This window comes from Microbacterium sp. 4-7 (assembly GCF_014332665.1).
Classification (GTDB): domain Bacteria; phylum Actinomycetota; class Actinomycetes; order Actinomycetales; family Microbacteriaceae; genus Microbacterium.
On record NZ_MCRH01000006.1, the window covers coordinates 331,390 to 344,334 of the forward strand.

General features: G+C 69.7%; 8 protein-coding genes. 7 read left to right on the plus strand and 1 reads right to left on the minus strand.

Features of this window, described 5'->3' with window-relative positions; genetic code table 11:
- Positions 1 to 73 precede the first annotated feature (73 nt).
- The 7 genes from gabT to poxB all read left to right on the plus strand — a co-directional run bounded on the left by gabT (position 74) and on the right by poxB (position 10,124).
- Positions 74 to 1,441, plus strand: coding sequence for a 4-aminobutyrate--2-oxoglutarate transaminase (gabT, locus tag BEP68_RS14060; RefSeq protein ID WP_053097454.1), 1,368 nt, complete (start codon positions 74 to 76; stop codon positions 1,439 to 1,441).
- A 111-nt stretch (positions 1,442 to 1,552) separates the two neighbouring features.
- Positions 1,553 to 2,935 (plus strand): flavin monoamine oxidase family protein, encoded by a 1,383-nt coding sequence (locus BEP68_RS14065; protein WP_053097453.1) that lies wholly within the window; start codon positions 1,553 to 1,555, stop codon positions 2,933 to 2,935.
- Complete coding sequence (locus tag BEP68_RS14070) at positions 2,935 to 3,819, plus strand: universal stress protein (RefSeq protein WP_187250343.1); 885 nt, start codon at positions 2,935 to 2,937, stop codon at positions 3,817 to 3,819. Before BEP68_RS14065 ends, BEP68_RS14070 begins: the two co-directional genes overlap by 1 nt.
- Entirely contained in the window at positions 3,819 to 5,363 is a 1,545-nt protein-coding gene (locus tag BEP68_RS14075; RefSeq protein ID WP_187250344.1) for an APC family permease, read from the plus strand. The genes BEP68_RS14070 and BEP68_RS14075 overlap by 1 nt, the downstream gene beginning before the upstream one ends.
- 49 nt (positions 5,364 to 5,412) lie before the next feature.
- Positions 5,413 to 6,879: an NAD-dependent succinate-semialdehyde dehydrogenase gene (locus BEP68_RS14080; protein ID WP_053097450.1), complete on the plus strand. Its 1,467-nt coding sequence runs from the start codon at positions 5,413 to 5,415 to the stop codon at positions 6,877 to 6,879.
- A 25-nt stretch (positions 6,880 to 6,904) separates the two neighbouring features.
- The gene (locus BEP68_RS14085) at positions 6,905 to 8,269 is read left to right on the plus strand and encodes an NAD-dependent succinate-semialdehyde dehydrogenase (protein ID WP_056279780.1); all 1,365 of its coding nucleotides are present in this window, start codon (positions 6,905 to 6,907) and stop codon (positions 8,267 to 8,269) included.
- A 130-nt stretch (positions 8,270 to 8,399) separates the two neighbouring features.
- Positions 8,400 to 10,124, plus strand: a complete 1,725-nt coding sequence (gene poxB, locus BEP68_RS14090; protein WP_187250345.1) for a ubiquinone-dependent pyruvate dehydrogenase — start codon at positions 8,400 to 8,402, stop codon at positions 10,122 to 10,124.
- An 18-nt stretch (positions 10,125 to 10,142) separates the two neighbouring features.
- Here poxB and BEP68_RS14095 read toward each other — a convergent pair whose 3' ends face one another.
- Positions 10,143 to 12,941, minus strand: coding sequence for a hypothetical protein (locus BEP68_RS14095; protein WP_187250346.1), 2,799 nt, complete (start codon positions 12,939 to 12,941; stop codon positions 10,143 to 10,145).
- Positions 12,942 to 12,945: the final 4 nt, after the last annotated feature.

Consider the following 12,945-nt stretch of genomic DNA (forward strand, 5'->3'; position numbering starts at 1 on the left):
GGGCGATGATCTCTCCCAGATTGTACAGCCGGGCGAATGCGCCGACGTCGGATGCGGTCGTACGCTCACGGACATGGCTCTCCTCGACACCGCAGCTGTTGCAGTCCCGCTCGGCGGACCCGACCTCCCCCAGGAGCGTCGTCTCGTCACCGACCTTCCCGGCCCCCGCTCGGCCGAGATCCTCGCCCGCAAGGCCGATGCCGTCGCCGCCGGCGTCGGGCACACGGTTCCCGTCGCGGCCGTCGCCGCCGGCGGCGGAGTGGTCGTGGATGCCGACGGCAACTCGCTCATCGACCTCGGCTCCGGCATCGCCGTGACGACCGTCGGCAACGCGCACCCCAAGATCGCCGCAGCCGTGGCCGCGCAGGCCGCGCAGTTCACGCACACCTGCTTCATGATCTCGCCGTACGAGTCGTACATCGGTGTCGCCGAAGCGCTCAACCGCCTCACTCCCGGCGACTTCGCCAAGAAGAGCGCCCTGTTCAACTCCGGCGCCGAGGCCGTCGAGAACGCGATCAAGATCGCCCGCAAGCACACCGGTCGCCAGGCCGTCGTCGCCTTCGACCACGGCTACCACGGCCGCACCAACCTCACCATGGCGCTGACCGCGAAGTCGATGCCGTACAAGAGCGGCTTCGGCCCGTTCGCCCCCGAGGTGTACCGTGCGCCGATGTCGTACCCGTTCCGCGACGGTCTCGACGGCGCAGAGGCCGCCGCCCGCGTGATCCTGCAGCTCGAGAAGCAGATCGGCGCCGACAACCTCGCCGCCGTCATCATCGAGCCGATCCAGGGAGAGGGCGGCTTCATCGTCCCGGCGGAGGGCTTCCTCCCGGCGATCGCCTCGTGGTCCCGCGCGAACGGCGTCGTGTTCATCGCCGACGAGGTGCAGACCGGCTTCGCCCGCACCGGCCACATGTTCGCGAGCGAGATCTTCGGCATCGAGCCCGACCTCATCACGACCGCCAAGGGCATCGCGGGCGGTCTGCCGCTCGCCGCCGTCACGGGGCGCTCCGAGATCATGGACGCCTCGCACGCAGGCGGCCTCGGCGGCACCTACGGCGGAAACCCGATCGCCTGCGCTGCGGCGCTCGCCGCGATCGATGTGTTCGAGAACGACGGCGTGATCGAGCGCGCTCGCGAGATCGGCGAGATCCTCACGGCACGCCTCGGAGCCATGCAGGAGAAGGACACCCGCATCGGAGACATCCGCGGCCACGGCGCCATGATCGCCGCCGAGTTCGTCGACCCCGAGACCAACGCGCCCGACGCCGCCCTCACCTCCGCGGTCGCCAAGGCCTGCGTCGCGCAGGGCGTCATCGTCCTGACGTGCGGCACCTACGGCAACGTCATCCGGTTCCTCCCGCCGCTCTCGATCGGCGACGACCTCCTGAACGAGGGCCTCGACGTCGTCGCGGCCGCGCTCGCCGCCACCGCGGGCTGACAGACCAGCAGCCGCGGTTCGTCCGCGACTGCCACCACACGTCCGGCCGCGACGAGGATCGGGGGATTTCGAGTCGCGGCCGGCACAACCTTTCCAATGAAGGAGAAGCAGATGGCTGAGATCACTCGCGACGTGCTGATCGTCGGAGCCGGAGCCGCAGGGCTCACGGCGGCGAACGACCTGCGCAAGGCCGGCCTGTCGGTCGCCGTACTCGAGGCGCGTGACCGCGTCGGCGGACGACTGTGGACCGACGTCATCGACGGCGCCATGCTCGAGATCGGCGGCCAGTGGGTCTCGCCCGACCAGGACGCCCTGAAGGACACCATCGAGGAGCTGGGGCTCGAGACCTACAGCCGCTACCGCGAGGGCGACAGCGTCTACGTCGGTCCGGACGGGCAGACGCATCGCTTCACCGGCGAGATGTTCCCGGTGTCCGCTGAGACCGAGGCCGTCATCGCCGAGATCACCGAGCGCCTCGACGCCATGGTCGCCGAGATCGACCCCGACCGTCCGTGGGAGCACCCGCTCGCGAAGGAATGGGACTCGATCACCTGGGACGCCTGGCTGCGTGTGCAGACCGACGATGACGAGGCCGTGCGCAATCTCGCCTTCGCCACCGGCTCCGCGATGCTCACCAAGCCGACGCACTCGTTCTCGCTGCTGCAGTCGCTGCTCATGGCGGCATCCGCCGGGTCGTACTCCAACCTCGTCGACGCCGACTTCATCCTCGACAAGCGGGTGGTGGGCGGTCTGCAGAAGGTGCCGCTGCTGCTCGCCGAGCGCCTGGGCGACGACGTCATCCTCAACCAGCCGGTGCGCTCGCTCGAATGGGGCGTCGACGGTGTGACCGCCACGACCGACGACACCACCGTGCGCGCCCGCTTCGCGATCCTCGCGCATGCTCCGGTGCTCTACAGCCGTATCGCCTTCGTCCCGCCGCTTCCCCGGCGCCAGCACCAGATGCACCAGCACATCTCGATGGGCTTCGTCATCAAGGTGCACGCCGTCTACGACCGCCCGTTCTGGCGCGAGCAGGGCCTCAGCGGCACCGCGTTCAGCCCGTACGAGCTCGCGCACGAGGCGTACGACAACACGAACCACGGCGACGAGCGCGGCACCCTGGTCGGCTTCGTCAGCGACCAGAACGCCGACGACCTGTTCACGCTGTCGGCCGAGGAGCGCAAGGAGCGCATCCTCGAGTCCCTCTCGCACTACTACGGCGACGAGGCGAAGAACCCGGTCGTCTACTACGAGAGCGACTGGGGCACGGAGGAGTGGACCCGCGGAGCGTACGCGGCCAGCTTCGACATGGGCGGACTCCACCGCTACGGCGCCGACCTCCGCTCGGCCGTCGGCCCCATCCACTTCGCGTGCAGCGACATGGCGGGCGCCGGATATCAGCACGTCGACGGCGCGATCCGCATGGGGCACCTCGTCGCCTCGAACATCGTCGAAGCGACGCGCGCCGCCGGCGACACCGCCGAGGTCGGCTGATGACCGGCGCGGTCGTCGTCGGGTACACCGCGACGGATGCGGGAGCGGATGCCGCAGCGCTCGGCGCGCGGCTCGCCCGCAGCCTCGGCGCGGTGCTGCACCTCGCGATCGTGCTGCCGTCGGAGGGCACCCGCAGTGCGGCCGTTCCCCCGGAGCGGGCGTATGAGGACCACATCCGCCGCCAGGCGAAGGAATGGCTCGAGGATGCGGTCGTCCGACTGCCGCAGGAGCTCACCCGCACGGGCCACGTGCGGTTCGGCGAGTCCTTCGCCGAAGGGCTGATCGCCGCCGGCGAGGAGTTCGGCGCCAGGCTGATCGTCATCGGCACGGCCGGCGGCAGCATCTTCGGCCGCCACCGCCTCGGCAGCGTCGCGTCGGAGCTGCTGCACTCGTCGACCATCCCCGTCGCGCTCGCCCCCGCGGGCACCGCGGACCAGGACGATCACGTGCTTCCTCGCGTGACGGCCGCGGTCGGCAACCGGGCGGGTGCCGACAACCTCCTCGACGAGGCCGCCGCGATCGCGACCGAGTCCCGTGTCGGCCTGCGCCTCGTCTCGCTCGTGCCCTTCGACGTGCCGCCCGGTCTCGACACCGGCGCGATCCGCGTGGTCGGCGACGCACACGCGAACGACGTGCTCGAGGTCGCCAAGAGCCTGCTGCCCGACGAGCTGAAGGCCGAGGTCGAAGAGGCCCCCGGCGACACCGTCGAAGATGCCGTCGCGAACCTCTCGTGGCTCCCCGGCGAGGTCGTCCTCGTCGGCTCCAGCCGCCTGGCGCAGCCGCGCCGCCTGTTCCTGGGCTCGACCGCAGCGAAGATGCTGCACGAACTGCCCGTTCCCATGATCGTCGTCCCGCGCACCCGCGCCGAAGCAGGAGTCCGCTGATGAGCAGCACGAACCGGGCGACGGAGCCCGCATCCGGTGTGACGACCGGCATCTCGCAGAAGGGGCTGAGCGCGGGTGCCGTCGGAGTGCTCGGAGCCGTCGTCATCGGCGTCTCGACCATCGCGCCGGCCTACACGCTCACCGCATCGCTCGGCCCGACGGTCGCCGTCGTCGGCACCCAGGTGCCCGCGATCATGCTCGTCGGCTTCATCCCGATGCTCCTGACCGCCTTCGGCTACCGCGAGCTCAACCGCATGATGCCGGACTCCGGCACCTCGTTCACGTGGGGGGTGCGGGCGTTCGGGCCGTGGATCGGCTGGATGACGGGCTGGGGCCTGATCGCCGCCACCGTCATCGTGCTGTCGAACCTCGCCGGCATCGCGGTCGAGTTCCTCTTCCTGCTGATCGCCCAGCTCAGCGGCAACCCCGAGATCGCCGACCTGGCGTTCAACCCGATCATCAACGTCGTCGTGTGCCTGCTCTTCATGCTCGGCGCGACGCTCGTGTCGTACCGCGACATGCAGACGACGCAGAAGTTCCAGTACATCCTCGTCGGCTTCCAGGTGCTCGTGCTCGTGGTCTTCGCCACCGTCGCGATCGTCAAGGCCGTCTCCGGAGACGCTCCCGAGCCGACCCCCTTCTCGTGGTCGTGGTTCAACCCGTTCGAGGTTCCGTCCTTCAGCGCCTTCGCCGCAGGGCTCTCGCTGTCGATCTTCATCTTCTGGGGCTGGGACGTCGTCCTCACCATGAACGAGGAGACGAAGGACCCGGCCAAGACGCCGGGGCGCGCCGCGATGGTCACGGTCCTCGTCGTCGTCGCCCTCTACCTGCTGCTGGCCATCGGCCTCATCATGTTCGCCGGCGTCGGCACGGGCGACTACGGGCTCGCGAACGAGGACATCTCGGCGAACGTGTTCTTCGCGCTCTCGGATCCGATCCTCGGACCGCTGGCGTTCCTGGTCTCGCTCGCGGTGCTGTCGAGTTCGGCGGCCTCGCTGCAGTCGACCGCAGTCGGACCCGCTCGCACGCTGCTGGCGATGGGGCACTACGGCGCCCTGCCCAAGAAGTTCGCACGGGTCAGCCCGCGGTTCTTCACGCCGGGCTACTCGACGATCGTGTCGGCCGTCGTCGCATCCGTCTTCTACGCCGTGATGCGCCTCGTCAGCGAGAACGTCCTCACCGACACCATCCTGTCGCTCGGCATGATGATCTGCTTCTACTACGGCCTCACCGCGTTCGCGTGCGTCTGGTACTTCCGCAAGCAGTGGTTCGACTCCGCCAGGAGCTTCTTCTTCACGTTCCTGTTCCCGCTCGTCGGCGGTGCGATCCTCGCCGTCCTGTTCGTCACGACGCTCATCGACTCGATGGACCCCGCGTACGGCAGCGGATCGAACATCGGGGGCCTCGGACTCGTGTTCGTCCTCGGCGTCGGCATCATCGTGATCGGCATCGTCATCATGATCTGGCAGTCCATCAAGCGCCCGGCGTTCTTCCGCGGCGAGACCCTCAGCATGGATGCTCCCGCGAGCAACCGCCGACGCTGACGGAATCCCGCGGCACCGGCATCCCATCCTCCCCACAGAAAGAGATTCCATGAGCACTCAGACTGAGCAGGCGCTGCTCGACAGCATCCCCACCGGCCTCTTCATCGGGGGAGAGTGGATCGACGGCGAGACCGGGGGCACGTTCGACGTGAAGGACCCCGCGACCGGTGCGGTCATCCGCACGATCGCCGACGCGACCCCGGGTGACGGCATCCGCGCGCTGGATGCGGCAGTCGCCGCGCAGGACGCATGGGCCGCGACCGCACCTCGCACCCGCAGCGACATCCTGCGCCGGGCATTCGACCTCGTGCAGGAGCACAAGGAGGATCTCGCGCTGCTGATGACCCTCGAGATGGGCAAGCCGCTCGCCGAGGCGCGCGGCGAGGTCGGCTACGGCGGCGAGTTCCTCCGCTGGTTCAGCGAGGAGGCCGTGCGCATCAGCGGTCGCTACGGCATCAACCCGGAGGGCACCGGCCACATGGTCGTCTCGCAGCGGCCCGTCGGCCCCTCGTTCTTCGTGACGCCGTGGAACTTCCCGTTCGCGATGGCCACTCGCAAGATCGCGCCGGCGCTCGCCGCCGGCTGCACCGTGGTGATCAAGCCCCCGGCACTCACGCCGCTGACGACGATGTTCTTCACGTCGCTGCTCGAGAAGGCCGGCCTCCCCGCCGGTGTCGTGAACGTGGTGCAGACCTCCAAGTCGTCGGCGCTCTCGGCCCCGATCATCGCCGACCCGCGCCTGCGCAAGCTGTCGTTCACCGGTTCGACGGAGGTGGGCCGCAAGCTCATCGCCCAGGCCGCTGAGGGCGTGCTGCGCGTGTCGATGGAGCTCGGCGGCAACGCGCCGTTCGTCGTCTTCGACGACGCCGACCTCGACAAGGCCGTCGACGGCGCACTGGCCGCGAAGTTCCGCAACATCGGCCAGGCATGCACCGCTGCCAACCGCTTCATCGTGCACAAGGACGTCGCCGAGGAATTCGGCCGCAAGGTCACCGAGCGCGTCAACGCGATGAAGATCGGCCGCGGCACCGAAGAGGGCGTGGCCATCGGCCCGCTGATCGACGAGGATGCCGTCGCGAAGGCCGGCGAGCTCGTCGACGACGCCGTCGAGCGCGGCGCGACCCTGCTCGCGGGTGGCAAGGCCGTCGAGGGCACGGGCACCTTCTACGAGCCGACCGTGCTCACCGACGTGGTGGCGGGCTCGGCGATCCTCCGCGAGGAGATCTTCGGCCCGGTGCTCGCGATCGCGACCTTCGAGGACGAGGACGAGGCCGTCCGTCTCGCCAACGACACCGAGTACGGACTGGTCTCGTACGTGTTCACCGAGAACCTGCAGCGCGGGCAGCGGATGATCGACAGGCTCGAGACCGGCATGATGGGTCTCAACGTGGGCGTGGTGTCGAACGCCGCCGCCCCCTTCGGCGGCGTCAAGCAGTCCGGCGTCGGCCGAGAGGGCGGTCTCGAGGGCATCCACGAGTACCTGTCCACCAAGTACACGCTGATCCCGGTCTCCTGACCGGTCGGCCAGAGGAGGAGAGAACATGACCGATTACGCCGTCATCAACCCCGCCACCGGAGAGACGCTGGCGTCCTTCGACACGTTCACGGATGCGCAGATCGAGGCGGCTGTCGCGGCCGCCGACGAGGCGCACCGCGAATGGTCCCGGTCCTCGACCGTGGCTGAGCGCGCAGCGCTCCTCCGTCGCGCGGCCGAGCTGCACCGCGAGCGCCGCGAGGAGCTCGCCGACGTCTTCGTGCGCGAGATGGGCAAGCCCCGCGAGGCCGCCCTCGGAGAGGTCGACTTCGCCGCCGACATCGCCGAGTACTACGCCGACCAGGCCGAGGCCATCATGGCCGACCAGCCGATCGCGATCCTCGGCGAGGGCTCGGCGATCGTGCGCCGGTCGTCGCTCGGACCGCTCGTCGGCATCATGCCGTGGAACTTCCCGGCCTATCAGATCGTCCGCTTCGCTGCGCCGAACCTGATCGTCGGCAACACGATCCTGCTGAAGCCTGCTCCGCAGTGCCCGGAGTCGTCGACCGCGATCGAGGCGATCTACCACGACGCCGGATTCCCGACGGGCGCGTACCAGAACGTCCTCGCGACCAACGAGCAGATCGCCGACATGATCGCCGACCCGCGCGTGCAGGGCGTCTCGCTCACCGGCTCGGAGCGCGCAGGCGCAGCGGTCGCCGAGATCGCCGGACGCAACCTCAAGAAGGTCGCGCTCGAGCTCGGCGGGTCCGACCCGTTCATCGTGCTCTCGACCGACGACCTCGACGCCACCGTGCAGGCGGGCGTCGACGCGCGTCTCGACAACAACGGCCAGGCGTGCAACGGCGCGAAGCGTTTCATCATCGTCGACGACCTGTACGACTCGTTCGTCGAGAAGTTCACGGCCGCGATGGCATCGGTGCAGGCGACCGACCCGACGCTCGACGACACCGTGCTCGGCCCGGTCTCGTCGGAGACGGCGGCGGAGAACCTGCAGAAGCAGATCGACCAGGCCGTCGAGCAGGGAGCGACACTGCTGACCGGCGGCACCCGCGACGGGGCGTTCTTCGCCCCGACCGTGCTCGCCGACGTGACGCCCGACATGAACGTCTACCGCGAGGAGCTCTTCGGCCCCGCGGCGGTCGTCTACCGGGTCGCCGATGAGGATGCCGCTGTCGCCCTCGCGAACGACACGACCTTCGGGCTCGGCTCGTACGTCTTCACGACCGATGCCGAGCAGGCCGAGCGTGTCGCCGACAACATCGAGGCGGGCATGGTCTACGTCAACCTGGTGCTGGCCGACAGCCCCGAGCTGCCGTTCGGCGGCATCAAGCGCAGCGGCACGTCGCGTGAGCTGGGTCACCTCGCCGCCGACGAGTTCGTCAACAAGAAGCTGATCCGCATCGGCTGAGCGACTCTCCCTGATGGGGGCGGATGCCACGGCATCCGCCCCCATCATCGTCTCCGCAGTGCGGCATCCGGAGAGCGGATGTTCGACGGATGCCGGATCCCGCCGCGGCACCCGGGCGTAGGTTGGAAGCATGGCAACCGTCGCAGCGAACATCGTCAAGACCCTCCGCGCCAACGGGATCGACCGTGTCTACGGCCTCCCGGGCGACTCCCTCAACGGGTTCACCGACGCCCTCCGGAAGGACGGCGGCATCCGCTGGGTGCACGTGAGGCACGAGGAGTCCGCGGCATTCGCGGCGGCGGCCGATGCGTCGCTCACGGGTGAGCTCGCGGTGGTCGCCGGTTCGTGCGGTCCGGGCAACCTGCACCTGATCAACGGACTCTTCGACGCGAACCGCTCGCGGGTGCCGGTGCTGGCGATCGCCGCGCACATCCCCACCACCGAGATCGGCACCGGGTACTTCCAGGAGACCCACCCGCAGGAGCTCTTCCGCGAGTGCAGCGTCTACGTCGAGTACGTCGCCGACCCCAAGCAGATGCCGCGCCTGCTGGAGATCGCGATGCGCGCCGCCATCGAGCAGCGCGGGGTCGCGGTGCTCGTGATCCCGGGCGACGTCGCGCTCTCGGAGATCGCCGACGACCGAGCCGTGGTCATCGAACGCTCACACCCCGTGATCGTGCCGAGCGGAGACGAGCTCGCGCGCGCGGCGACGCTGCTCAACGCCTCGAAGAAGACAACGATCCTCGCAGGCGCGGGTGTCGAGGGGGCTCACGACGAGGTCATCGCACTCGCCGACCGACTCGGTGCGCCGATCGTGCACGCGCTCCGGGGCAAGGAGTTCATCGAGTACGACAACCCGTTCGACGTCGGCATGACGGGGCTGCTCGGCTTCGCCTCCGGCTACCGGGCGATGGAAGCCGCCGACACGCTGCTGGTGCTGGGCAGCGACTTCCCCTACGAGCAGTTCTATCCCGAGCACGCCACGACGATCCAGGTCGACATCCGCGGCTCGCAGCTCGGCAGACGGCATCCGCTCGATCTGGGCCTGGTCGGCGACGTCGGCGCGACCGTCACGGCGCTGCTGCCGCGACTCGCCGAGACGAACGACCGCGGTCACCTCGACGACTCCACCGCGCACTATCGCAAGACCAGGGCCAAGCTCGACGACCTCGCGACGCCGACCAAGGCGGGCCGCCCCATCCATCCGCAGTACCTCGCCCGGCTGCTCGATGAGCAGGCCGCGGATGACGCGATCTTCACCGCCGACGTCGGCTCGCCCACCGTGTGGGCCGCCCGCTATCTGTCGATGACCGAGAACCGACGCCTGATCGGCTCGTTCACGCACGGGTCGATGGCGAATGCGCTGCTTCATGGCATCGGCGCGCAGGTCTCGCATCCGGCTCGTCAGGTGGTCGCGCTCGCCGGCGACGGCGGGCTCGCGATGATGCTGGGCGAACTGCTCACGCTCACGCAGAACAAGCTGCCCGTGAAGACCGTCGTCGTGAACAACTCGTCGCTGAACTTCGTCGAGCTCGAGATGAAGGCCGCGGGCTTCGTCAACTACGGCACCGCGCTCGACAACCCGAGCTTCGCGGCCATCGCCGAGGCCATGGGGATCTTCGCCCGTCGGGTCGAGAACAGCGAGGACCTGCCGGATGCCGTCCGCGAGGTGCTCGCGCATGACGGCCCTGCGCTGCTCGACGTCGTGACCGAGCGCCAGGAGCTGTCGATGCCCCCGGCGATCGAGGCCGAGCAGGTCAAGGGCTTCGCTCTGTACGCGATCCGCACGGTGATGTCGGGCAAGGGAGACGAGCTGCTCGACCTCGCGCGGGCCAACTGGCGTCAGTTCCTCTGAGTCAGCAGGTCCTCTGAGTCAGCTGTCGAGGAGGGCCCGCACCTCGGTCGCCTCGCCGTGGCGTCCGAGCGCCTCGAGCACGTTGCCGAGTTCGAGCGCCGAGACCTGCTGCAGCGGCGGGTAGCCGTCCGAGTGCTCGAGGGCGCTGCGGTAGATCGGCACGGAGTCCGCAGCCCGGTCGTCGCCGACCAGCAGACGGGCGGCGAACAGCTCGGAGCCGCCGGCCGAGCCCGCATCCCCGATCGCCGCGAATCCGTCGGCCGCGGTGAGCGCAGCGGCGACGGCCTCGTCGGTGCGGCCGAACTGGGCGAGCGCCCGGCCCCGCGAGTCGGTGACGTCGGCGAGCAGCCACGCCGCCTCGTGCTCGTGAGCGAGCGCGGCGACCTCGTCGAAGAGGGCGAAGGCGCGGTCGTCCTGCGTGGCCGCATAAGCCTGTCCGAGGTTGTGCAGCACGTCAGCGAGGGCGCCGACCGCCTCGGGGGCCCGGCGCACGATCTCGGATGCCGATTCGAGTGTCGCGATCGCCTCCGCGTGCTCGTCGAACCGGGCGAGGATCTTGGCGCGCTCGGTCAGCGCCATCGCCTGGTCGGCATGCTCCTCCGCCTCGCCGAACAACTCGCCCGCATACCCGAATGCGCCGACAGCCTGTCCGAACTCGCCGGCCGATCCGAGGGCGCGCGCGAGAAGAGACGCCGTCATCGCTCGGGAGGCGGCGGGCACCTCGGCCTGCTCTTCGCGCTCGAGCACCTGTCCGAACAGCTCGGCCGCCACCTCGGCGTCCCCGGCCGCGAGCATCGCGCGCGCGAGCCGGAAGTCCGCGCCCGCCTGGTCGCCGCCCTCCTGCGCGACGAGCCGCGAGGTGACCCGGTAGCGGGTGACGGCCTTCTCCGGGTCGCCCGCGTCCTCCCAGAGCGCCCCCGCGAGCAGGTGCGCGGCGGCCAGGGCCGTGGTCGCACCGAGCCCGGCGAGAAGACGGGTCGCCTCGTCGGCATCCGCAGCGCCCTCCGCGAACGACTCGCTTCCGCCGCGCACCTTCGCGCGCGTCTGCAGCGCCTGCGCGCGATGACCGATGCTGAGATCGTCCTGGGCCAAGAAGCGATCGAGCAGAGCGGATGCCGCTTCGATGTCGCCCTTCTGCAGCACGGCCGAGATGGCGACGAGCGTCGTCGTGTTCGAGAGGCGCGCGTCCTCGGCCTCGGCGAAGGCGCGAGCCGCGATCTCTGCCATGTCGAGGGCGGCGCCGGGTTCATCCGCGTGCAGGTGCAGCGACGCGCGGCTGATCGCCAGGTCTCCGCGCGACCATGCGGGCAGAGCGTCCGTGTTCGCGAGCTCGTCCTCGAGCGCCGCCGCAGCCTCGGGGGTGTTCAGGCCGAAGGTCGCGAGACCGAGGCGCAGTTCGAGATCGGCCTGTGCGTCGAGGCCTGCGGCGCGCAGGGCATCGATCCGCGCGGGCAGCAGGTCGGCAGCCTCTTCTGCTCGGTCGAGGGCGATCAGGATGCCGAGGCGCATCGACAGGAGCTCGGCGAGCTTCGAGGGGTCCTCGACGCTCAGCGCGTGCGGCAGGGCCCGCAACGTCTCGTGCTCCGCGCCGAACTGGGCGAGGTTCATGACCCGTTCGAACCATGCGTCGGGATCGTCGGGTGTCGCCGCGTCCGGAGCCGTGACGAAGGCATCCGAACGGATGGGCACGTCGTAGTGCTCGTCGGCGAGAGCGCGCAGGCGGGTGAGGCTGCGGGCGTGGCCCTCGGTGCCGTCCCGCAGATCGAAGTCCGAGCCGATGCGCTCGGCGGCAGCCCACGCGGTGGCGGCGAGTTCGGCGGCGCCCCAGGCTCCGTCGTGCTCGCCGAAGAACTCCTCGAGCGCGGGGGAGTCGGCACCGCGCACCGTGGCATCGCCGTGAGCCGCCGCGGTCACACGATCGAGGGCGAAGGCGAACGCCGCCAGCGCGGCGAAGTGGGCATCGACGTTGAGTCCGTCGTGAGCGAGCCAGCCGATGTGACGCTCGACCTGCGCGAGCGCGCGTGCCTCGTTGCCGGTGAGGGCGGCGAACACGATGTTGTGGGCGACGATCCGCAGGTTGTCCGGGTTGTCCTTCGCGAGCCGGTAGCTGCGCAGGTGCGCGCTCCTCGCCTCGTCGAAGCGCCCGGCACGAAGGTAGGGCACGAGCACGCGTGACAGTGCGTGCTCGGGCTCCTCGCCGCACGAGAAGCCGCCTTCGAGCATCTCCTCGACGAGTCGGATGGCCTCGGCATCCCGATCGGTCTCGGCGAAGAAGCCGGCGAACTGGCTGCGTCCGCAGGCGTCGCAGTGGCTGTGGTCGTCTCGGGGTGTGGCCTCGAGCTGCGCGCGCAGAGCCTCGGCGTCGTCGAGTCGACCGGCGTCCCAGGCGTCTTCGAATCGGGCCGTGAGCACTCCGCTCATGCCGAGACCGGCCTTGCGATAGTGCGTCTCCATGTCGTCGAGGACCGCGGTGATCTGCTCGGTCGAGAACGCGGGCGACGAACGCAGAGACGACGCCATCCATTTGAACTGCCACATCAGATCGGCGCCGCCGTAGTCGAGGTCGGCGGGGAAGCGCTGCGGGTCGGAGTCGTGTCGGGCGAGGCACCACGCGAACGAGTTCAGCATCACATCGGTCGCGCCGTTCATGTTCGCGGAGGCGGTCTGCCTCATCCGCGCCTCGTACTCGAGCCGCTCGTCGCCGAGCTCGACGGCGAGCGAGACGGCATCCGCCACCAGCGCCTGCTCCGCCGGACCCCAGGGCGTGCGGTCGATCTCTTCGATGAGCTGAGAGAAGCGCTTCTTCGGACTGGTCATGGGG

Bases quoted from the DNA above. Each gene is read 5' to 3' on its own strand.
- gabT (WP_053097454.1), top strand. From the start codon at position 74: ATGGCTCTCCTCGACACCGCAGCTGTTGCAGTCCCGCTCGGCGGACCC.
- BEP68_RS14065 (WP_053097453.1), top strand. From the start codon at position 1,553: ATGGCTGAGATCACTCGCGACGTGCTGATCGTCGGAGCCGGAGCCGCA.
- BEP68_RS14070 (WP_187250343.1), top strand. From the start codon at position 2,935: ATGACCGGCGCGGTCGTCGTCGGGTACACCGCGACGGATGCGGGAGCG.
- BEP68_RS14075 (WP_187250344.1), top strand. From the start codon at position 3,819: ATGAGCAGCACGAACCGGGCGACGGAGCCCGCATCCGGTGTGACGACC.
- BEP68_RS14080 (WP_053097450.1), top strand. From the start codon at position 5,413: ATGAGCACTCAGACTGAGCAGGCGCTGCTCGACAGCATCCCCACCGGC.
- BEP68_RS14085 (WP_056279780.1), top strand. From the start codon at position 6,905: ATGACCGATTACGCCGTCATCAACCCCGCCACCGGAGAGACGCTGGCG.
- poxB (WP_187250345.1), top strand. From the start codon at position 8,400: ATGGCAACCGTCGCAGCGAACATCGTCAAGACCCTCCGCGCCAACGGG.
- BEP68_RS14095 (WP_187250346.1), bottom strand. From the start codon at position 12,941: ATGACCAGTCCGAAGAAGCGCTTCTCTCAGCTCATCGAAGAGATCGAC.